The sequence below is a fragment of the Variovorax sp. 01N425 genome (assembly GCF_056399465.1).
On sequence record NZ_JBFTRJ010000014.1, the window covers coordinates 191482 to 212238 of the forward strand.

Genomic DNA, 20757 nt, shown 5'->3' on the forward strand with positions numbered 1-20757 from the left:
GCACCACCCCACCACTCTTCACCGAAGCCCATGACCCTCAAAGACTTCGCCTACGACCATCCCGACCGCGACGTGGCCGCGTTCAAGCGCGCCGTCGCCAACAAGCTGATCTATGCGGTCGGCAAGGACCCCGTCGCAGCCAGCCAGGACGACTGGCTGCACGCCACCGCGCTGGCCGTGCGCGACCAGCTGGTCGAGCGCTGGATGGCGACCACGCGCGCCAACTATGCGCAGGACCTCAAGCGCGTCTACTACCTCTCGATGGAGTTCCTGATCGGGCGCACCTTCACCAATGCGCTGCTGGCGGTCGACCTCTACGACACGGTGCGCGAAGCGCTGGCCGACTTCGGCGTGGACATGGCGGCGCTGGCCGAGCGCGAGCCCGACGCGGCGCTGGGCAACGGCGGCCTCGGCCGGCTCGCGGCCTGCTTTCTCGATTCGATGGCCACGCTCGGCGTGCCGGGCATGGGCTACGGCATCCGCTACGAATACGGCATGTTCCGCCAGCGCATCGTCGACGGCCAGCAGGTCGAGACGCCCGACTACTGGCTCACGCGCGGCAACCCCTGGGAGTTCCAGCGGCCCGAGGTGAACTACCGCGTGCGCTTCGGTGGCCGCGTGCAGAAGCGCGAGGGCACCAACGCGCCCTACGGCGCGGCCGACTGGGTCGACACGCACGACGTGCTGGCCGTGGCCTACGACACCATCATCCCGGGCTACGGCACGCAGGCCACCAACACGCTGCGCCTGTGGTCGGCGCGCGCCACCGAGGAGATCGATCTCTCGGCCTTCAACCGCGGCAACTACATGGCGGCGGTGGAGAGCAAGAACCACTCCGAGAACGTCTCGCGCGTGCTCTACCCCGACGACTCCACGCCTTCGGGCCGCGAGCTGCGGCTGCACCAGGAATATTTCTTCTGCAGCGCGAGCGTGCAGGACCTGCTGCGGCGCTACCTGCGCAACCACAAGAGCTTCGACCAGCTGGCCGACAAGGTCAGCATCCACCTGAACGACACGCACCCGGTGCTCGCGGTGCCCGAGCTCATGCGCCTTCTGCTCGACGAGCACGGCCTGGCGTGGGACACGGCCTGGGCCCACACGCAGAAGGTGTTCAGCTACACCAACCACACGCTGATGCACGAGGCGCTGGAGACCTGGCCGGTCGAGATGCTCGGGCGCATCCTGCCGCGGCACCTGCAGATCATCTACGACATGAACGCGAAGTTCCTCGCCGCCGTGACGCAGAAGGCCGGCAACGACGTCGAGCTGCTGCGCCGGCTCTCGCTGGTGGACGAAGCGGGCGAGCGCCGCGTGCGCATGGCCTACGTGGCGGTGCTCGCGAGCCATTCGATCAACGGCGTGTCGGGCCTGCATTCGGAGCTCATGAAGCAATCGATCTTCGCGGACTTCGCAAGGATCTTCCCCGAGCGCTTCAACAACAAGACCAACGGCGTCACGCCGCGGCGCTGGCTCGCGCAGGCCAACCCGCCGCTCGCGAGCCTGCTCGACCAGCGCCTGGGCAAGGGCTGGCGGCGCGACCTCTCGCAGCTCGAGGCGCTGCGGCCGATGGCGGCCCAGCCGCCCTTCGCACGGGCCTTCCGCCATGCCAAGCGCGAGAACAAGCTGCGCCTGGCCAACTGGGTCGAGCAGCACATGGGCCTGGTGCTCGACACCGACGCGATGTTCGACGTGCAGGTGAAGCGCATCCACGAATACAAGCGGCAGCTGCTCAACGTGCTGCACGTGGTCACGCGCTACCACCGCATCCTCGATGCGCAGGCCGCGGGCGGGCCGATCGACATCGTGCCGCGCGTGGTGGTGTTCGCCGGCAAGGCAGCCTCGGCCTACCAGATGGCCAAGCTCGTGATCCGCCTGGTCAACGACGTGGCCCACACCATCAACAACGACAGCCGCGTCGGCAAGCTGCTGAAGGTGGTGTTCCTGCCCAACTACAGCGTGAGCCTGGCCGAGGTGATCATGCCCGCGGCCGATTTGTCGGAGCAGATCTCCACCGCGGGCACCGAAGCCTCGGGCACCGGCAACATGAAGTTCGCGCTCAACGGCGCGCTCACCATCGGCACGCTCGACGGCGCCAACGTGGAGATGCGCGACAACGTGGGCGCGGAGAACATCTTCATCTTCGGCAACACCACGCCAGAGGTGGCCGACATCCGCGCCCACGGCTACCAGCCGCGCGACATCTACGAAGAGAACGCCGAGCTCAAGCGCGTGCTCGATGCGATCCGCGACGGCGCCTTCTCGGCCGGCGAGCCCTCGCGCTACCAGGGCATCTACGACGCACTCGTGAACTGGGGCGACCACTACCTGCTGCTGGCCGACTACGCGAGCTACGTCGCGAAGCAGGCCGAGGTCGATGCGCTCTACCGCGACCCGGACGCCTGGACGCACATGGCCATCCTCAACGTGGCGGGCATGGGCGCGTTCTCGTCCGACCGCACGATTGCGCAGTACGCGCATGAGATCTGGCACACCAAGCCCGTGGTGCTGGGCTGAGCCTTCGTCCTTGTCTTTTCGGGGTCAGCGCGGCGTTTCGGGCGCCGCCTTGGCCTCGGTCACGAAGCCGATGCGGTTCAGGCCCGCCTTGTTCGCAATGCCCATCAGCGCGACCAGCTTGCCGTAGGGCACGGTCTGGTCGGCGCGCAGCTGCACCTCGGTGTCCTTGCTGTCGGCGGCGGCCTTCTGCAGGCGGGCGGCCAGTTCCTCGTCGGTCACGGCCTGGTCGTTGAAGAAGGTCTTGCCCGCGGCGTCGACCGACACGCTCACGAACTTGGGCGTGTCGTTGGGCTGGCCGGCATCGGTCTGCGGCAGGTCGAGCTTGATCGAGCTCGCCATCAGCGGCGCGGTGATGATGAAGATCACCAGCAGCACCAGCATCACGTCGACCAGCGGCGTGACGTTGATGTCGGACAGCGGCCGCTGTCCGCCCGCCCCGGTCGCGCGCCCGCCGCCGGCGGCACTGCTGCCCAGGGAGGTGCGACCGAAGGCCATGGCTCGTGCGCTCCGTTCGGCTAGGCCGACACCGGCATGGGCCGCGCGGGCGGCGGCGCGGCCGGCGGCGGCGGGCTGCCGAAGCTCCCGAGCAGGTCGTGCGCAAAGCCCTCGAGCTCGGCTTCGATGCGGCCGATGACGCGGCCGAACACGTTGTAGGCCAGCACGGCCGGAATGGCCACGGCCAGGCCGAAGGCCGTCATCACCAGCGCCTCGCCCACCGGTCCGGCCACCTTGTCGATGGTGAAGCCGCCGGTCTGGCCCGCAATGCCCGACAGCGCGCCGTAGATGCCCCACACCGTGCCGAGCAGGCCCACGAAGGGCGCCGTGGCGCTGACGGTGGCCAGCAGGATCTGGCCGGACTGCAGGCGCCGCAGCGCACCATGCAGCGCGCCGCGCAGCGCCCGCGTGAGCCGCTGGTTGCGGTCGCCGGTGGTGGCGCCGAGCGTGGCGTCGCCTGCATCCGTCGCTGCCGCATTCCTGATGGCGCTCACGGCCGGCCCCACCAGCATGGCGCGGTCGAAGGCCTGCAGGCGCTGCTGCGCATCGGCGAGCGTGGCCGACTGCCAGAATGCCGCAATGCTGCGCAGCACGTCGCGCGTGCCGCCGCGCAGCAGCCAGGCTTTCCAGAGAATCACCACCCAGCTGGCGATCGACATCGCAAGCAGCAGCGCCGCCACCGAGCGGCTCACGCCGTCGCCCTGGGTGAGCAGTTCGAGGACGCTCATCGTTCTTTCAGCGCAAGCCCAGCACGTCGAACATGTCGAACAGGCCCGCCTTCTGGCCGGCCAGGAAGCGCACGGCGCGCAGCGCGCCCTGCGCGTAGGTGACGCGGCTCGCGGACTTGTGGGTGATCTCGATGCGCTCGCCGGTGCCCGCGAACAGCACGGTGTGGTCGCCCACGATGTCGCCGCCGCGGATCGCGGAGAAGCCGATGGTGGACGGGTCGCGCTCGCCGGTGATGCCTTCGCGCGCGTACACGGCGCAGTCCTTCAGGTCGCGGCCCAGCGCGCCGGCGATCACTTCGCCCATCTTGAGCGCGGTGCCCGAGGGCGCATCGACCTTGTGGCGGTGGTGCGCCTCGATGATCTCGATGTCGTAGCCCGTCGAAAGCGCCTTGGCCGCCATTTCGAGCAGCTTGAAGGTGACGTTGACGCCCACGCTCATGTTGGGCGAGACCATGATCGCGATGTCCTTGGCGATCTCGGCGATCTCGGCCTTCTGCGCATCGCTGAAGCCGGTGGTGCCGATCACGGCCTGCACGCCGAGTTCGCGGCAGGCAGCCAGGTGCGCGAGCGTGCCTTCGGGGCGGGTGAAGTCGATCAGCACCTGCGCGTCCTTGAGGCCGGTGCGCAGGTCGGCCACGATCGGCACGCCGCTCGTGAAGCCGAGGAACGCGGCCGCATCGGCGCCGATGGCGTTGCTGCCCGCCATGTCGAGCGCGCCGGCCAGCCGGCAATCGGGCGCCTCGCGCACCGCCTCGACCAGCATGCGGCCCATGCGGCCCGAAGCGCCCGCAATCGCGATGCGCCGCAGGGGGGGCGTGGAAGACCCGGAAAGGGACGAAGAAGTGGAAATGGATTCAGTCACGCGGATTCAGCCTTCGAAATTGGCATGGAAACCGGCACGCCCGCCCGACCCGGCGGGTGCGCCCGCCCTCGCCCTGGGTTTGGCGCGTGCTCAGCGCGCGGCTTCGAGCGGGGGGTATGCGGCGGGAAGCGGGGGCAGGCTGGTGGCCGTGGCGGTGGCATCGGCCTTCTTGCCGTCGTCCTTGGGGGCGAATTTCTTGAGCTCTTCTTCCGACGCCTCGAGCGGCGGCACCTTGCCGCTTTTCTTGCGGGTGTCCAGCGTGGCGACGAATTCTTCCTCGCTGGGCATCGGGTCGCCCTCGAAGCGGTCGAGCAGCTCGCCGTTGAAGAAGACAGTCAGGCGGCGTTCCTGGGGATCGACGCCCTGGCGCCTGATCGTGAAGACGTAGTCCCAGCGGTCCTTGTGGAAGACGTCGGTCAGAAGCGAGGTGCCGAGGATTTCACGCACCTGCTGGCGCGACATGCCGGGCTTGAGCGCCTCGACCTGTTCCTTCGACACGAAATTGCCCTGGACCACTTCGACCTTGTAGGGCGTGATGGCCGTCAGCGCACCACGCGTGCGATCGCTGAAGCCGCTGCAGGCACCGAGGCAGAAGGTCGCGGCGACGGCCGCGGCCAGCAGCCAGGGACGGCGTTGGAGAATGGCAGGCATGGGAGGAAAAAAGGGGGTAGCGATATGATCGGCCATTGTAGCGGCTGGCCCTTTTTGGGGCCTGTCTGCAGCCCAGGGCGCAGGAACCATCATGGCCAATATCGACGAACTCAAGAACACCGGCCTCAAGGCCACTCTGCCACGCCTGAAGATCCTCGAGATCTTCCAGACCGGCAGCCAGCGCCACATGACGGCCGAAGATGTTTTCCGCGTGCTCCTGAACGAGCACTCCGACATCGGCCTGGCCACCGTCTACCGCGTGCTGACGCAGTTCGAGCAGGCCGGCATCCTCGAGCGCAGCCATTTCGAAAGCGGCAAGGCGGTCTACGAGCTGAACGAAGGCACGCACCACGACCACCTGATCTGCACCTCGTGCGGCAAGGTCGAGGAGTTCTACGACGCCGAGATCGAGCGCCGCCAGCAGATGATCTCCAAGGACAAGGGCTGGATCCTGCAGGACCACGCGATGTCGCTCTACGGCCTGTGCGGCGACTGCGTAAACAAAAGGTAGCCCGTCAGTCCCCGTCGCGCCCGCTTTCCATCGCCTTGTGGTGGCGCGCCACGAAATCCGCATAGGTGTCGATGCCGCGCAGCTGCAGGATCGAATTGCGCACGGCGGCTTCGACCAGCACGGCGATGTTGCGCCCGGCCACCACCTGGATGATGACCTTGCGCACCGGAATGCCCAGCACGTCCTGCGTGAGCGGCGCCGAGGGCATGCGCTCGTAGTCGCGCTCGAAGCTGTCGCGCCGCACCAGGTGCACGATGAGCTTGAGCCGCATCTTCCGCCGCACCGCCGTCTCGCCGAAGATCGCGCGGATGTCCAGAAGGCCGATGCCGCGCACCTCCAGCAGGTTGAGCAGCAGGTCGGGGCAGCGGCCCTCGATGGTGTTCTGGTTGATGCGGAACAGGTCGACCGCGTCGTCGGCCACCAGGCCGTTGCCGCGCGAGATCAACTCCAGCCCGAGTTCGCTCTTTCCGAGCCCCGATTCGCCGGTGATCATGACCCCCATGCCCAGGATGTCCATGAACACCCCGTGCATCGAGGTGCGTTCCGCGAAATGCTTGGACAGGTAGGCGCGCAGCAGGTCGATCACGAAGGCCGACGATTCGCGCGTGGCGAACAGCGGCAGCTGGGCGCGCTCGCAAATCGATAGCAGCTCGTCCGGCGCGGCCTGGCCGTCGGCCAGCACCAGCATGGGCGGCTCCAGCGTGACGATGCGGGCGATGCGCCGGGCGCAGTCTTCCTGGCTGCCGCGCGTCAGGTAGGCCACTTCGCGCGCGCCCAGGATCTGCACGCGGTACGGATGGATGTAATTGAGGTAACCGACCAGATCGGCCGCCGATTGGGCCCGGCTGATGACTTCAGGGTCGAACTGGCGCTCTGACGCCCCGAGCCCGGCGAGCCATTCCCAGCGGAGCGACCCGCGGAATTCCTCGAACATGGCGTCGGCACTGATGACGGTCGGCTTCATGCGTAGGGAAATGGCGCTGCGCGCCTAGTTGGAGGCCGGCCAGAATACCGCGGAACCGGCCCGGCAGGGCCGCGGGAGCCTCTGGGCAGGCACTTCAGGCGACTTGCGTCGACTGCCAGCCGGCAATGAGTCCGTGCAGTTCGGCCGCGTCGGTGCTCGACTTGATCTGCTCGCGCAGGTTGGCGTCGCTCAGCAGCTCGGCGATCTCGGAGAGGATTTCAAGGTGCTTCTGGGTGGCCGCCTCGGGCACCAGCAGGAAGATCAGGAGCCCGACGGGCTGCTCGTCCGGCGCGTCGAAGCCGATCGGGTTGGCCAGTTGGAAGACCGCGGCCATGGGGGCCTTCAGGCCCTTGATGCGGCCGTGCGGAATGGCCACCCCGTGCCCGAGCCCGGTGGAGCCGAGGCGTTCGCGTGCGAACAGGCTGTCGGTGATGAGCGCGCGGCCGAGGCCGTGAAGGCTCTCGAACAGCAAGCCGGCTTCTTCGAAAGCACGTTTCTTGCTGGTAGCGTCAACGCTCACAAGCACTTGAGCGGGCGGCAGGATGGACGCGAGGCGATTCATGGTGGGGGAAGGGCGGGGGCGATTATGCACCCGCTTGGTAAAAACCCCCACTCCCGTTACTTACTTTTTGGCTACATGTTGCCCGGAGGCCTCGCAGCCTTGTCAGCGCCGGTAACAGCAACAGGCAGCAAAAAGCCGCCCGCAGGCGGCTTGTCGGCAGGGCTGCAGCCCTCTGGCCCGTGGCCTACATCACGCGCTTGGGGGCGGCGTGGTGGTGGTCCTGCAGGCGGTCCTTGTGGCGCACCACCTGGCGGTCGAGCTTGTCGACCAGTTCATCGACCGCAGCATAGAGATCAGCGTGGCTCGACTCCGCGAACATGTCGTTACCCTTGACGTGAATGTTGCACTCCGCCCTTTGGCGGCGTTCCTTTTCCTTCTGCTTTTCCACCGTGAGGAGCACCTTCACATCGACCACCTGGTCGAAGTGCCGTGTGATCCGGTCCAGCTTGCTCGTGACGTAGGTGCGCAAGGCAGGTGTGACGTCGAGGTGATGACCGCTGATCGTCAAATTCATGAATGACCTCCTGAGAATTGACGGTTGGGAAAATGGCCCCGCTCCGGGATGGGGCGTGGCCGGCGAAACAGATATGGGGGTTGGGGGAGAAAAGGGGAAGAAGAGAAAAGAGGGAACGGTCGATTCACTATGCCCAAGCTGTCACGGTATTGCAATAGCAGACTTCTCCGGGTGGCGGACGCCGGCGGACCATGCGCTGCTCACGCTAGCGATTCCATAGCGGCCCGCGCATGCAGGCCCGCCGATGCGGCACTTTGGCAGCAAGTGTTTCAGTGCGTCACCAGCGGTGACCCTGCCGGGCGAAGGGCCGGCGGGCTCAGCTCCAGGCCGCGCGCATGCGGTTGCGCAGGTCGATCACCGCGGCCGGCGGCGGCACCGCGGGCGGGCGCGCCGGCGGCGGCGGCCAGGTCTGCTGCTCGAAGCCGGCAAGATCCGACTCGGAAATGAAGCGCGTGCGGTTGGCATACAGGTGCCGGTCGCCGCGCACGGCCTGCTGCGTCACGTAGAAGCGCTGCGGCACCAGAAGATGCAGGTGGTCGCGCGCCCGCGTCATCGCCACGTAGAGCAGCCGCCGCTCCTCCTCGAGTTCGTGCGCGCCCTGCGCCACGTCGGCCGGCAGGCAGCCGTCGACCACGTTGAGCACATGCACCGAATTCCACTCCTGCCCCTTGGCCGAGTGGATGGTCGAAAGAATGAGGTAGTCCTCGTCGAGCGAGGGCGGGCCCGGCTTGTCGCTGGTGGCTTCGGGCGGATCGAGCGTGAGTTCGGTCAGGAAGCGCTCGCGCGAGCCGTAGCCCGAGGCCAGCCGCGCCAGTTGCTCGACGTCGCCGCGCCGCACGCCGGAGGGGTCGTCGTAGAGCCGGTCCAGGTGCGGCAAATACCAGCGCACCGCCAGCTCCACGTCGGCCGGCCACGGCAGCGAGGGCGCGCACAGCGCGGCATAGGCTTCGGCAAAGACCGCCCATTCCGCGCGGGCGGCCGAGGGCGGCACGAATTCGCGCACCGCCGCCGCCGGATCGGCGGCCTGGTCCATGGCATCGAGCAGCCGCGCGCCCGTGGCCGGCCCGATGCCCGGGATGAGCTGCGTGACGCGGAAACCCGCCATGCGGCCGCGCGGGTTCTCGGCGAAGCGCAGCACCGCGAGCAGGTCCTTCACATGCGAGGCCTCGAGAAACTTGAGGCCGCCGTACTTCACGAACGGGATGTTGCGGCGCGCCAGTTCGAGCTCGAGCGGCGCGCTGTGCGTGGCGGCACGGAACAGCACCGCCTGCGACTTGAGCGCTAGGCCGCCCTCGCGGTGCGCGAGCACCTTGTCGGCCACCCAGACGGCCTGCTGCGCCTCGTCGGGCACCAGCACCAGCTGCGGCCGGCCGGCGGAGGGCTTGTCGGTCCAGAGCGTCTTGGCATGCCGCTCGGCCGCCTGTGCAATGACCCGGTTCGAGACATCGAGAATCGGCTGGGTCGAGCGGTAGTTGCGCTCCAGCGTGACCACGCGCGCAGCCTGCGAGAACTGCGACGGAAAGTCGAGGATGTTACGCACCGTTGCGCCTCGAAACGAGTAGATCGACTGCGCATCGTCGCCCACCACCGTTACGCCGCGGCCATCGGGCTTGAGCGCCCGCAGGATCGAGGCCTGCAGCAGGTTGGTGTCCTGGTATTCGTCGACCAGCACGTGGTCGAAGCGCTCGCCGACCAGCGCCGCCAGCGCGGGCTCGGCCACCATGCCGGCCCAGTAGAGCAGCAGGTCGTCGTAGTCGAGCACGTTCTGCTGCTGCTTGGCCTCCACATAGGCGCCGAACAGGCGCTTGAGTTCGGCTTCCCATTCGGCGCACCACGGAAAGGCCTCGGCCAGCACCTCGGCCAGCGGGGCGCGCGTGTTGACGCAGCGCGAATAGATCGAAAGGCAGGTGCCCTTGCGCGGAAAGCGGTTCAGGCTCGACGACAGGCCGAGTTCGTGGCGCACGAGGCCCATCAGGTCCTCGGCGTCGCCGCGGTCGTGGATGGTGAAGTGGTCGTCGAGGCCGATGTGCGCGGCGTATTCGCGCAGCAGCCGCGCGCCGATGCCGTGGAAAGTGCCGGCCCAGGGCAGCGCGGGCGGCTTGTCGGACTTGAGCCCGAGCACGCGCGCCAGCACCTGGCCCGCGCGGCGCTCCATTTCCTGCGCCGCGCGGCGCGAGAAGGTCAGAAGCAGCAGGCGCTGCGGATCGACGCCGCCGGCGATGAGGTGCGCCACCCGGTGCGCCAGCGTGCTGGTCTTGCCCGAGCCCGCACCGGCGATCACCAGCAGCGGCCGCTCGTCGCGCCCGGCCGTCAGCGTGCCGACGCCGTGCTCGACGGCGGCGCGCTGCTCGTCGTTGAGCGCCGAGAGCGCCGCGGCCAGGCGCTCGGCCTGGGTGGCACCGGTGGCGGAAAAAGCGGGGAGCGCAGCGGTCTGCATGCCCGCGACTTTACTGTATGTCCATCCAGATCGGAGGGCCTGCCGTCACATGGCCGATGACATAATCGCCGCTCGCTGCAACTGGAGACCGCATCATGGAAACCGCACCGTCTCGGCAGCTTTCAACTCCCGCGTCCTGACGCCCGGGCCCGGGGATTGAAAGCACCCCTCCCCTCGCCCCATCGCCTCAGCCATTTCACGGGAGTGAGCCCATGCTCAATATCTTTACGCTTGCCAACGGCCGCCTTGTCCAGGAAGAGATCGAGGCGCTCGAGGAGCTTTCCAAGTTCCAGCCGATCTGGGTCGACCTCGAATCGCCCACGCTCGAGGAAAAGCGCTGGATCAAGCAGTACTACGGCCTCTCGATTCCCGAAGACGCGATGGACGAGGACATCGAGGAGTCGGCCCGCTTCTATGAAGAAGACAACGGCGAGCTGCACATCCGCTCCGACTTCCTGATCGATGACGACGAAGACCCGCGGTCGGTGCGCGTGGCCTTCATCCTGAACCAGCACAACACCGAGCTTCGCAGCCGCGGCGTGCTGTTCTCGATCCACGACGAGGACGTGCCGGTGTTCCGGCTGCTGCGCATGCGTGCGCGCCGCGCGCCGGGCCTCATCGAAGACGCCAAGGAAGTGCTGCTCAAGCTGTTCGACGCCGACGCGGAATATTCGGCCGACACGCTCGAGAACATCTACGACGAGCTCGAGATCGCGGGCAAGAAGGTGCTCGAAGGCAACGTCAGCGACGAGCTGGCCGGCGAGGTGCTGGGCGCCATCGCGCGCCAGGAAGACTTGAACGGCCGCATCCGCCGCAACGTGATGGACACGCGCCGCGCCGTGAGCTTCATGATGCGCAGCCGCATGCTCAACGCCGAGCAGTTCGAGGAGGCGCGGCAGATCCTGCGCGACATCGAATCGCTGGACAACCACACGGCCTTCCTGTTCGACAAGATCAACTTCCTGATGGATGCGACCGTCGGTTTCATCAACATCAACCAGAACAAGACCATCAAGATCTTCTCGGTGGCCAGCGTGGCGCTGCTGCCGCCCACGCTGATCGCGAGCATCTACGGCATGAACTTCAAGCTGATGCCCGAGCTCGACTGGTCGCTGGGCTATCCGTATGCGCTGGCCTTGATGGCGGCAAGCGCGCTGGTGCCGATGTGGTACTTCCGCCGGCGCGGCTGGCTCAAGTAGCGGCCGGCATTCCGCAAGAAGGCAGCGTGGCCAGCCACGCATCGACCAAGGCCAGGCTGTAGCGGCTCGCCACCTCGGCGACGAAGCGCGCGAAGTCGCCATGCGCGGCGTCGTCGGCTCGGTCCGAGATGGTGCGCATGGCCGCGAACGGCACGCCGTAGTCGTGGCACACCTGCGCGACCGCCGCGCCTTCCATCTCGACTGCGAGCGCATCGGGCAGGCTGCGCCGCAAGGCAGCGCTCTCGGCGGCCGTCGAGACGAAGCGGTCGCCGCTCACCAGCAGGCCGCGGTGCACCTTCGGCGACCGGAGGCCGAATTCATCGGCGGCCGCCTGCCCCACCAGCGCCGCCGGATCGCGCAGCGCGGCTTCGGCCACGGCCGCCAGCGCATCGCCGATCGAGGCATCGGCCGCAAAGCGCGAAAGGCCCATGAGCGGCACTTCGTACTTCGGGAAGATCGGCGAGGCGTCGAGGTCGTGCTGCAGCAGCTGCGTGGCGACCACCACGTCGCCAACGTCCACGCCCGGCGCGAGCCCGCCTGCCACGCCCGTGAACACGATCGCGCGCACGCCGAAGCGCTCGAGCAGCACCGCGGCCGTGACCGCCGCCGCGACCTTGCCGATGCGCGACAGCACGGCCACCACCGGCTGGCCGTGCAGGTGGCCGACCCAGAAGTCGCGGCCCGCGGCGCGCACGCGCTGCTCGTCCGGCATCTGCGCGAGCAGCGCGCCCAGCTCCTCGTGCATCGCCGCGACGATGGCAACGGGTGCGTTCATCGGCTACTTGATGTCCACGCCGTAGAAGGTGTGGCGGCCGAAGGGGCTGAGCTTGAAGTCGACCACCTCCTTGCGCACCGGCTTCAGCTGCACCGCGTGCGCGATGGTGAACCAGGGCGCCTGCTCCTTGAAGATGACTTGCGCCTTCTTGTACAGCGCATCGCGCTCGGCCTGCTTGGTCGCGCTCTTGGCCTTGAGCACGAGGTCTTCGTAGGGCTGGTAGCAGAACTTGGAGATGTTGCTGCCGCTGGCCGACTTGGCCGAGGCGCAGCCCAGCAGCGTGTAGAGGAAGTTGTCGGGATCGCCGTTGTCGCCGGTCCAGCCGAGCATGCCCATCTGGTGCTCGCCGGCCTGCAGGCGCTTGCGGTACTCGCCCCACTCGAAGCTCTTGATCTCGGCTTTGACGTTGATCTTGGCCAGGTCGGCCTGCATCAGCTCGGCGATGCGCTTGGCATTCGGGTTGTAGGGCCGCTGCACCGGCATGGCCCACAGGTCGGTCGAGAAGCCATCGGGAAAGCCGGCCTGCGCCAGCAGCTTCCTGGCGGCTTCGGGGTCGTAGGGATCGTCCTTGACCGCGTCGTTGTAGGACCACATGGTCGGCGGGATCGGGTTCTTCGCGGCCACGCCGGTCGACAGGTACACGCCGTCGATGATCGCCTTCTTGTTGATCGCCATGTTGATGGCCTTGCGCACGCGCACGTCGTCGAAGGGCTTCTTGGTGGTGTTGTACGAAAGGTAGCCCACGTTGAGGCCGGGCTGCTCGAGCACCTGCACGTTCGGGTCCTTGCGGATCGCGTCGAGATCGGCCGGATTCGGATACGGCATGACGTGGCATTCGCCCTTCTGCAGCTTGGCCCAGCGCACCGAGGCGTCGGGCGTGATCGCGAACACGAGGTCGTCGATCTTCGCCTTGCCGCCCCAGTACTGCGGGAAGGCCTTGAAGCGGATGACCGCGTCCTTCTGGTATTGCACGAGGTAGAACGGGCCGGTGCCGATCGGGTCCTGGTCGACCTTCTCGGGCGTGCCGGCCTTCAGCATTGCAATGGCGTATTCCTTCGACTGGATGCCCGCGTACTGCATGGCCAGGTTGGCAAGGAACGGCGCCTCGGCCTGGTTGAGCGTGATCTTCACGGTCAGGTCGTCGATGCGGTCCACCGACTTCAGGAGCTTGGGCATGCCCATGTCGTTGAAGTAGGAGTGGTTCTGGCTCGTGACCTTGAAGAAGGGGTCGCTCTCCTTCCACTGCCGCTCGAGCATGAAGATGAAGTCGTCGGCGTTGAAGTCGCGCGTGGGCTTGAAGCTCTTGCTGGTGCTGTGCCACTTGACGCCCTTGCGCAGGTGGAAGGTGTAGACCGTGCCATCGGCCGAGATGTCCCATTTTTCAGCCAGGCCCGGCACGACCTTGGTGCCGCCGCGCTCGAACTCGACAATGGTGTTGTACACCTGCGTGGTCACGTCGAACGAGGTGCCGGTGGTGTTCACGCCCGGATAGAAGTTCTCGGGACTGCCCTCCGAGCAATAGACCAGCGTCTTGGCGGACACGGCGCCCGCGCCCAGTGCGAGTACGGCGAGCGCCGCCGGCGCGAGCAGCGCGCCAAGCCTGGGCGAGCGGCGCAAAACGGATGGCTGGGTGGTCTTCTTCATGGCAACTCCTTGGGACACGGTGGAAGTGAACTAGGGGTTCGCCGCCAGAGGCGCGGCGAACGGCGGGGACAAGGGCACATCGGCGCTGACCGGCGGCGTGCCATCGAGGAATTTCTCCGCGTAGTGGCAGGCCACCAGGCGCTCGTCGAGCGCGCGCAGCAGCGGCCGCTCCTCGCGGCAGCGCTGCGTCGCGTGCGGGCAGCGCGTGTTGAAGACGCAGCCCGTGGGCGGATCGAGCGGCGACGGCAGCTCACCCTTGAGCACGATGCGCTGGCTGCTGAGGCCGGGCGTGGATGCCAGCAGCGCCTGCGTGTAGGGATGCAGCGGCCGCGCGAAGATGCGCGCCTTGGAACCTTGCTCCACCGCATGGCCGAGGTACATCACGAGCACCTCGTGCGCGATGTGCCGCACCACGCCCAGGTCGTGCGAGATGAAGAGATAGGCCAGGCCCAGCTCGGCCTGCAGGTCGGCCAGCAGGTTCAGCACCTGCGCCTGGATCGACACGTCGAGCGCCGACACCGGCTCGTCGGCCACCAGCAGGCGCGGCTCCAGCATGAGCGCGCGCGCAATGGCGATGCGCTGGCGCTGGCCGCCCGAGAACATGTGCGGATAGCGGTTCGCATGCTCGGGCCGCAGGCCCACGCGCGCCAGCATCTCGCGCGCCTTGGCAACCCGCTCGGGCTTTCCGAGCGCGGTGTTGATGGCGAGCGGATCCTCGAGCACCGCAGAGATCTTCTTGCGCGGATTGAGCGAGCCATAGGGGTTCTGGAACACCAGCTGCACGGCCTGGCGCAGTTCGCGCCGGTATGCGGGCGGCGGGTCCACGGCATCGTGGCCGGCCAGCACGAGCTGCCCGGCCGTGGGCTTTTCGATCAATGCGACCATGCGCGCGAGCGTCGACTTGCCGCAGCCCGATTCGCCGACCACCGCAAGCGTGCGGCCGCGCTCGATGCGAAAAGAAATGTCGCCGACCGCGCGCAACTGCGCAGGCGCGCGGAACATGCCGCGCCGCACGGCATAGGTGCGCTGCAGGTTGCGCGCCTCCACGACGACGTCGCCGATGGCATCGCCACTCATGGCAGCGCCTCCACGGCCTGTGGCCGCGGCCGGTCGGCCTCGATGGCCGCCATGCGCCCGGGCTCGCCGAGCGGGAAATGGCAGCGCACCTCGGCGCCGGGCGGCGACGCAACCGCGCGCAGCGCCGGCCGCACGTTGCAGGCCTTCGTCGTCACATAGCCGCAGCGCGGCGCGAACAGGCAGCCGGCCGGCCGGTCGTGCACGCCCGGCACCACGCCCGCGATGGTGGCCAGCCGCCCCTCGGGCGCGGCGCGTTCGGGCAGCGCGGCCAGCAGGGCCTCGGTGTAGGGATGCTGCGGATCCGCGAAGAGCCGGTCGACGCGCTGCTGCTCCATCACCTGGCCCGCATACATCACGGCGATGCGCTGCGCCATCTCGCTGACCACGCCCATGTTGTGCGTGATGAGCACCAGCGCCATGCCGCGCTCCTTCTGCAGCTCGCGCAGCAGGTCGAGGATCTGCGCCTGGATCGTCACGTCGAGCGCGGTGGTCGGCTCGTCGGCGATCAGCAGGCGCGGGTTGCAGGCAATGGCCATTGCGATCATCACGCGCTGGTTCATGCCGCCCGAGAGCTGGTGCGGATAGCTGCCCAGGCGCGACGACGCGGCCGGTATGCCGACCTGCTCGAGCAGCTCGGTCGCGCGCTTTTTCGCCGTGCGCCGGTCCAGATGAAGGTGCAGCCGCAGCGTTTCCATCAGCTGGAAGCCGATGGTGAAGCAGGGGTTGAGGCTGGTGGTCGGCTCCTGGAAGATCATGGCCACCTCCTTGCCGACCAGCGCGCGGCGCGCCTTGTCGGAAATGCCGAGCAGTTCCTTGCCGGCAAAGCGCATGTGCTGTGCGCGCACGCGGCCCGGAAAGCCCACGAGGCCCATCAGCGCCATCATCGTCACGCTCTTGCCCGAGCCCGATTCGCCGACGATGCCGAGCACCTCGCCCTCCTCGAGCGTGAGGCTCACGCCGTCGACGGCGTGCAGCACGCCGCCCTGAGTGGGAAACTCGACGTGCAAGTCCTTGATGTCGAGCAGCATGTTCATCGCTTGAGCTTCGGGTCGAGCGCATCGCGCAGGCCGTCGCCGAGCAGGTTGAACGCCAGCACCGCCGCAAGAATCGCAAGGCCCGGGAAGGTGACGACCCACCAGGCGCGCAGCACGAACTCGCGCGCATCGGCCAGCATCGTTCCCCATTCCGGCGACGGCGGCTGCGCGCCCAGGCCGATGAAGCCCAGCGCCGCCGCATCGAGGATGGCCGTGGAGATGCCGAGCGAGGCCTGCACGATCAGCGGCGCTGCGCAGTTGGGCAGCACTTCGCGGAACATCAGGCGCAGCGTGCCGGCGCCGCTCACGCGCGCGGCGGTCACGTAGTCGCGCGAGATCTCGGCAATGACCGCGGCGCGCGTGATGCGCACGTAGTGCGGCAGCACGACGATGGCCACCGCCACCATGGCGTTGACCAGCCCCGGCCCGAGGATCGCGACGATCACGATGGCCATCAGCAGGCTCGGCATCGTGAGCACGATGTCCATCAGCCGCATGATCGCGATCTCCAGCACGCCGCGAAAGAAGCCCGCGACAAGGCCGAGCACCACGCCGACGACCACCGACAGCGCCACCACCGCCACGCCGATGGACAGCGAGAGCCGCGCGCCGTGCATCAGCCGCGAAAGAATGTCGCGCCCGATGGCGTCGGTGCCCAGCAGGTAGCTTGCGGAGCCGCCCTGCTGCCATGCGGGTGGCAGCAGGAAGACGGCGCTGTTGGTCTCGTTGGGTGCATGCGGCGCGATCCACGGCGCGAACAGCGCGACCAGCAGCAGCAGCGCGACGGTGGCAAGGCCGATCACCGCGCCGCGGTTGGCAGAGAAGGCCGTCCAGAACTCGCGCCAGGGACCGGGAGGCGCTGCGCCGCCAGCGCTGCTGCTCGAAACTGCGTGTGTCGTTGTCGTTGCCATGGAATCGGTCAATGCCGGATGCGTGGATTGATGACGCCGTAGGCCACGTCGACCAGCAGGTTGACCAGCATCACGATGCCGCCCAGCAGCAGCATGCCGCCCTGCAGCACCGGGTAGTCGCGCCGGCCGATGGCCTCGATCAGCCACTTGCCGACACCGGGCCACGAGAAGATGGTCTCGGTGAGGATCGCGCCCGTGAAGAGCACGCCCACCTGCAGCCCGATCACCGTGACCACCGGAATCAGCGCATTGCGCAGCGCATGCAGCCCCACCACGCGAAGGCGCGAGAGGCCCTTGGCGCGCGCGGTGCGGATGTAGTCTTCGCCCAGCACCTCGAGCATGGCCGAGCGCGTCATGCGCGCGATGACCGCGAGCGGCACGGTGCCGAGCACGATGGCCGGAAGGATCAGGTGATGCAGCGCCGACCAGAAGGCGCCGGTGTCGCCGGCGCGCAGCGCATCGATCAAGAGAAAGCCCGTTTCAGGCTCGACGAAGTACTGCACCGAGATGCGGCCCGACACGGGCGTCCAGCCCAGCTGCACCGAGAAGAACAGGATCAGCAGCAGCCCCCACCAGAAGATCGGCATCGAATAGCCGGTGAGCGAGGTGGCCATCACGCCATGGTCGAAGATGGAATTGCGCCGCACCGCCGCCAGGATGCCCGCCGGCAGCCCCAGCAGCAGCGCAAAGGCGATCGCGCACGCGGCAAGCTCGACCGTGGCGGGGAACAGCGCAAGGAACTCGCTGGCGACCGATTCCTGCGTGATGAGCGACTTGCCGAGATCGCCATGCAGCACGCGGCCGATGTAGATGCCGTACTGCACGATCACCGGCTTGTCGAAGCCGTAGGCCGCGCGCAGCTGGGCATGGCGCTCGGGATCGATCCCGCGCTCGCCCGCCATGGTTTCGATGGGGTCGCCCGGCACCAGCCGGATCAGGAAAAAGGCAAGCAGCGTCATGCCGATGAAGGTCGGCACCAGCAGGCTCACGCGCGTGAGGAGGAAGCGAAGCATCGACCCGCAATATGCAAGATCGATGCCGCGGCCCTACCCGGGCCGAACCCTTACTTCTTGACGTCGCGCAGTTCGCGCCGCAGGATCTTTCCGACTGGCGTCTTCGGGAGTTCGCCACGGAACTCCACGATCCGCGGCTGCTTGTAACCCGTAAGGTTTGCTCTGCAGTATTCGCGCACCTGCGCTTCGGTCAGCGACTCGTCCTTCTTGACGATCACCAGCTTGACGGCCTCGCCGGTCTTGTCGTCGGCCACGCCGACCGCGGCGCATTCGAGCACGCCCGGAATCTGCGCCACCACGTCCTCGATCTCGTTCGGGTACACGTTGAAGCCCGAGACCAGGATCATGTCCTTCTTGCGGTCGACCACCTTGAAGTAGCCGCGCTCGTCGACCACGCCGATGTCGCCGCTCTTGAAGTAGCCGTCGGGCGTCATGACCTTGGCGGTTTCGTCGGGGCGCTGCCAGTAGCCGGCCATCACCTGCGGGCCCTTGATCGCGATCTCGCCGGGCTGGCCCGGCGGCACCTCGCGGCCTTCGTCGTCGAGCAGCTTGAGCCAGGTGCTCGGCAGCGGCAGGCCGATGGTGCCGGTGTAGGCCTTGCTGTTGGTGGGGTTGCAGGTGGCCGAGGGCGAGGTTTCGGACAGGCCGTAGCCCTCGCAGATCGGGCAGCCGGTCTTCTCGAGCCAGAGCTTCGCGACCGCCGCCTGCACGGCCATGCCGCCGCCCACCGACACCTTGAGGTTCTTCCAGTTGACGGTGTTGAAGTCGGGGTGGTTGGCCAGCCCGTTGAACAGCGTGTTGACCGCGGGAAAGCTGTGGATCGTGTGCTTGGACAGTTCCTTGAGCACGCCCGCGAGGTCGCGCGGATTCGGAATGAGGATCAGCTTGCCGCCCGTGCGCATGTTCAGCATCATGCCCACGGTGAAGGCGAAGATGTGATAGAGCGGCAGCGCGCACACGCTCGTGGGCTGCTCGCCCGCCGGCACCTGGGCCATCACGGGTTCGTTCCAGGCTTCGGACTGCAGCACGTTCGCAATGACGTTGCGGTGCAGCAGCACCGCGCCCTTGGAGACGCCGGTGGTGCCGCCGGTGTACTGCAGGACGGCCACGTCGTCGGGGCCGAGGGCCGGCGCCTTCAGCGTGCGGCCCGCGCCCTGGTCGAGCGCATCGTTGAAGCGCACCGCGCCCGGCAGGCTGTAGTGCGGCACCAGCTTCTTCACGTTGCGCACCACGTAGTTGACGAGCGCGCCCTTGAGGAAGCCGAGCCGGTCGCCCATGGCCGCGAGCACGATGTGCTTGATGGGCGTGGCCGCGATGCACTGCTGCAGCGTGGTGCCGAAGTTCTCCATGATGACGATGGCCTTGGCGCCCGAGTCCTTGAGCTGGTGCTCGAGCTCGCGCGGCGTGTACAGCGGATTCACGTTCACCAGGATCAGGCCGGCGCGCAGGATGGCCGCGACCGCGATCGGGTACTGCGGGCAGTTGGGCATCATGACCGCGACGCGGTCGCCCTTGGCGAGGCCGAGCCCCTGCAGGTACGCGCCAAAGGCCTTGCTGAGCTTGTCGGTCTCCGCATAGCTCACGTCCTTGCCCATGAAGCTGTAGGCCGTGCGGTCGGCGTACCTGGCAAAGCTCTCCTCCATGAGACCGACCAGCGAGGAATACTGCGAGGCGTCGATGTCGGCGGGCACGCCTTGCGGATAGCTGCTGAGCCAGGGGCGGTCGGTCATGGGTGTGTCTCCTCGGAATCGCGTGTTTTTGAAACGACAGCGGCGCACAAGTGGCGCCGCGGTGATGATCTGCCCGCACTGCGCGGGTGCGGACCTTGGGCCTATTCGATGGCCTTGCCCATATCTTCCACTACTTTCTTCGCATCCCCAAAGACCATCATGGTCTTGTCCATGTAGAAGAGCTCGTTGTCCAGGCCCGCATAGCCCGCCGCCATGGAGCGCTTGTTCACGATCACCGTCTTGGCCTTGTAGGCTTCGAGAATGGGCATGCCGTAGATCGGGCTGCCCTTGGTGAGCGCGGCCGGGTTCACCACGTCGTTGGCGCCCAGAATGATCGCCACGTCGGCCTGGCCGAACTCGCCGTTGATGTCTTCCATCTCGAACACCTGGTCGTAGGGCACCTCGGCCTCGGCCAGCAGCACGTTCATGTGGCCCGGCATGCGCCCGGCCACCGGGTGGATCGCGTACTTCACGGTGATGCCCTTGTGCGTGAGCTTCTCGGCGAGTTCCTTCACCGCATGCTGGGCGCGCGCCACCGCCAGGCCGTAGCCCGGCACGATCACCACCGTCTCGGCGTTGCCCAGCACGAAGGCCGCGTCGTCGGCGCTGCCGCTCTTGACCGGCCGCTGCTCCTTGGCCGCGCCGCCGGCCGTGACCGCCTCGCCGCCGAAGCCACCCAGGATCACGTTGAAGAACGAGCGGTTCATGGCCTTGCACATGATGTAGCTCAGGATCGCGCCCGACGAGCCCACCAGCGAGCCGGCCACGATCAGCATCGCGTTGTTCAGGCTGAAGCCGATGCCCGCGGCCGCCCAGCCCGAGTAGCTGTTGAGCATGGACACCACCACCGGCATGTCGGCCCCGCCGATCGGGATGATGATGAGCACGCCCATCACGAAGGCCAGCGCCAGCATCGCGAAGAACGCCGGCCAGCTTTCGGTGGCCATGAACACCAGCCCCAGGCCGATCATGGCCAGGCCGAGCACCAGGTTCAGCATGTGCTGGCCCTTGAACTGCACCGGCGCGCCCTGGAACAGGCGGAACTTGTAGGTGCCCGAGAGCTTGCCGAAGGCAATCACCGAGCCGCTGAAGGTGATGGCGCCGATGGCCGCGCCCAGGAACAGCTCGAGCCGGTT

The 20757-nt window shown here is 67.5% G+C and carries 19 protein-coding genes; 3 read left to right on the top strand and 16 right to left on the bottom strand.

Features of this window, described 5'->3' with window-relative positions; translation table 11 throughout:
• Window positions 1-30: 30 nt before the first annotated feature.
• A complete protein-coding gene (locus AC1DSC_RS24325) occupies window positions 31-2514 on the top strand; it encodes a glycogen/starch/alpha-glucan phosphorylase (RefSeq protein ID WP_436034949.1) in 2484 nt (827 codons plus the stop codon).
• Between the two features lie 24 nt (window positions 2515-2538).
• Here AC1DSC_RS24325 and AC1DSC_RS24330 read toward each other — a convergent pair whose 3' ends face one another.
• From AC1DSC_RS24330 to AC1DSC_RS24345, 4 genes are all read right to left on the bottom strand, one after another.
• Entirely contained in the window at window positions 2539-3009 is a 471-nt protein-coding gene (locus tag AC1DSC_RS24330; RefSeq protein ID WP_018903972.1) for an ExbD/TolR family protein, read from the bottom strand.
• Window positions 3010-3029: 20 nt separating this feature from the next.
• Window positions 3030-3737, bottom strand: coding sequence for a MotA/TolQ/ExbB proton channel family protein (locus AC1DSC_RS24335; RefSeq protein WP_436287167.1), 708 nt, complete (start codon window positions 3735-3737; stop codon window positions 3030-3032).
• Window positions 3738-3744: 7 nt separating this feature from the next.
• Complete coding sequence (gene dapB / locus AC1DSC_RS24340) at window positions 3745-4545, bottom strand: 4-hydroxy-tetrahydrodipicolinate reductase (RefSeq protein ID WP_259347626.1); 801 nt, start codon at window positions 4543-4545, stop codon at window positions 3745-3747.
• Between the two features lie 144 nt (window positions 4546-4689).
• On the bottom strand, window positions 4690-5250 hold the full coding sequence (locus AC1DSC_RS24345; protein ID WP_012745570.1) for an outer membrane protein assembly factor BamE: 561 nt from the start codon (window positions 5248-5250) through the stop codon (window positions 4690-4692).
• A gap of 91 nt (window positions 5251-5341) precedes the next feature.
• On the opposite strand from AC1DSC_RS24345, the gene fur reads away from it, so the two are divergent.
• Window positions 5342-5761, top strand: coding sequence for a ferric iron uptake transcriptional regulator (gene fur, locus AC1DSC_RS24350; RefSeq protein WP_012745569.1), 420 nt, complete (start codon window positions 5342-5344; stop codon window positions 5759-5761).
• A 4-nt stretch (window positions 5762-5765) separates the two neighbouring features.
• Here the strand turns inward: fur and hprK are convergent, their stop codons facing one another.
• The 4 genes from hprK to AC1DSC_RS24370 form a co-directional block, all read right to left on the bottom strand.
• Entirely contained in the window at window positions 5766-6725 is a 960-nt protein-coding gene (hprK, locus tag AC1DSC_RS24355; RefSeq protein ID WP_012745568.1) for an HPr(Ser) kinase/phosphatase, read from the bottom strand.
• 94 nt (window positions 6726-6819) lie between these two features.
• Complete coding sequence (locus AC1DSC_RS24360; protein WP_012745567.1) at window positions 6820-7287, bottom strand: PTS sugar transporter subunit IIA; 468 nt, start codon at window positions 7285-7287, stop codon at window positions 6820-6822.
• A 184-nt stretch (window positions 7288-7471) separates the two neighbouring features.
• Window positions 7472-7801, bottom strand: a complete 330-nt coding sequence (gene hpf, locus AC1DSC_RS24365) for a ribosome hibernation-promoting factor, HPF/YfiA family (protein ID WP_012745566.1) — start codon at window positions 7799-7801, stop codon at window positions 7472-7474.
• A gap of 316 nt (window positions 7802-8117) precedes the next feature.
• On the bottom strand, window positions 8118-10238 hold the full coding sequence (locus AC1DSC_RS24370; protein ID WP_436034948.1) for an ATP-dependent helicase: 2121 nt from the start codon (window positions 10236-10238) through the stop codon (window positions 8118-8120).
• Between the two features lie 212 nt (window positions 10239-10450).
• Here AC1DSC_RS24370 and corA point away from each other — a divergent pair, with 212 nt between their 5' ends.
• Complete coding sequence (gene corA / locus AC1DSC_RS24375) at window positions 10451-11437, top strand: magnesium/cobalt transporter CorA (protein WP_012745564.1); 987 nt, start codon at window positions 10451-10453, stop codon at window positions 11435-11437.
• Here corA and AC1DSC_RS24380 read toward each other — a convergent pair.
• The 8 genes from AC1DSC_RS24380 to AC1DSC_RS24415 form a co-directional block, all read right to left on the bottom strand.
• A complete protein-coding gene (locus AC1DSC_RS24380) occupies window positions 11430-12212 on the bottom strand; it encodes a 5'-methylthioadenosine/adenosylhomocysteine nucleosidase (RefSeq protein WP_369664063.1) in 783 nt (260 codons plus the stop codon). The two genes, corA and AC1DSC_RS24380, sit on opposite strands and share 8 nt — an antisense overlap.
• Before the next feature lie 3 nt (window positions 12213-12215).
• Window positions 12216-13856, bottom strand: a complete 1641-nt coding sequence (locus tag AC1DSC_RS24385) for an ABC transporter substrate-binding protein (RefSeq protein WP_369664062.1) — start codon at window positions 13854-13856, stop codon at window positions 12216-12218.
• 30 nt (window positions 13857-13886) lie between these two features.
• Entirely contained in the window at window positions 13887-14933 is a 1047-nt protein-coding gene (locus AC1DSC_RS24390; RefSeq protein WP_278881113.1) for a peptide ABC transporter ATP-binding protein, read from the bottom strand.
• Window positions 14930-15967 (bottom strand): ABC transporter ATP-binding protein, encoded by a 1038-nt coding sequence (locus tag AC1DSC_RS24395; RefSeq protein WP_369664061.1) that lies wholly within the window; start codon window positions 15965-15967, stop codon window positions 14930-14932. The genes AC1DSC_RS24390 and AC1DSC_RS24395 overlap by 4 nt, the downstream gene beginning before the upstream one ends.
• Window positions 15964-16878 (bottom strand): ABC transporter permease subunit, encoded by a 915-nt coding sequence (locus tag AC1DSC_RS24400; RefSeq protein ID WP_369664060.1) that lies wholly within the window; start codon window positions 16876-16878, stop codon window positions 15964-15966. The genes AC1DSC_RS24395 and AC1DSC_RS24400 overlap by 4 nt, the downstream gene beginning before the upstream one ends.
• Window positions 16879-16886: 8 nt before the next feature.
• Window positions 16887-17891, bottom strand: coding sequence for an ABC transporter permease subunit (locus AC1DSC_RS24405; protein WP_369664059.1), 1005 nt, complete (start codon window positions 17889-17891; stop codon window positions 16887-16889).
• A 50-nt stretch (window positions 17892-17941) separates the two neighbouring features.
• Window positions 17942-19621 carry a long-chain-fatty-acid--CoA ligase gene (locus tag AC1DSC_RS24410; RefSeq protein ID WP_018903964.1) on the bottom strand — a complete coding sequence of 560 codons (1680 nt, stop codon included), beginning with the start codon at window positions 19619-19621 and terminating at the stop codon, window positions 17942-17944.
• 101 nt (window positions 19622-19722) lie between these two features.
• The coding region (locus AC1DSC_RS24415) for an NAD(P)(+) transhydrogenase (Re/Si-specific) subunit beta (protein WP_478131934.1) at window positions 19723-20757 on the bottom strand (1035 nt) is incomplete at its 5' end.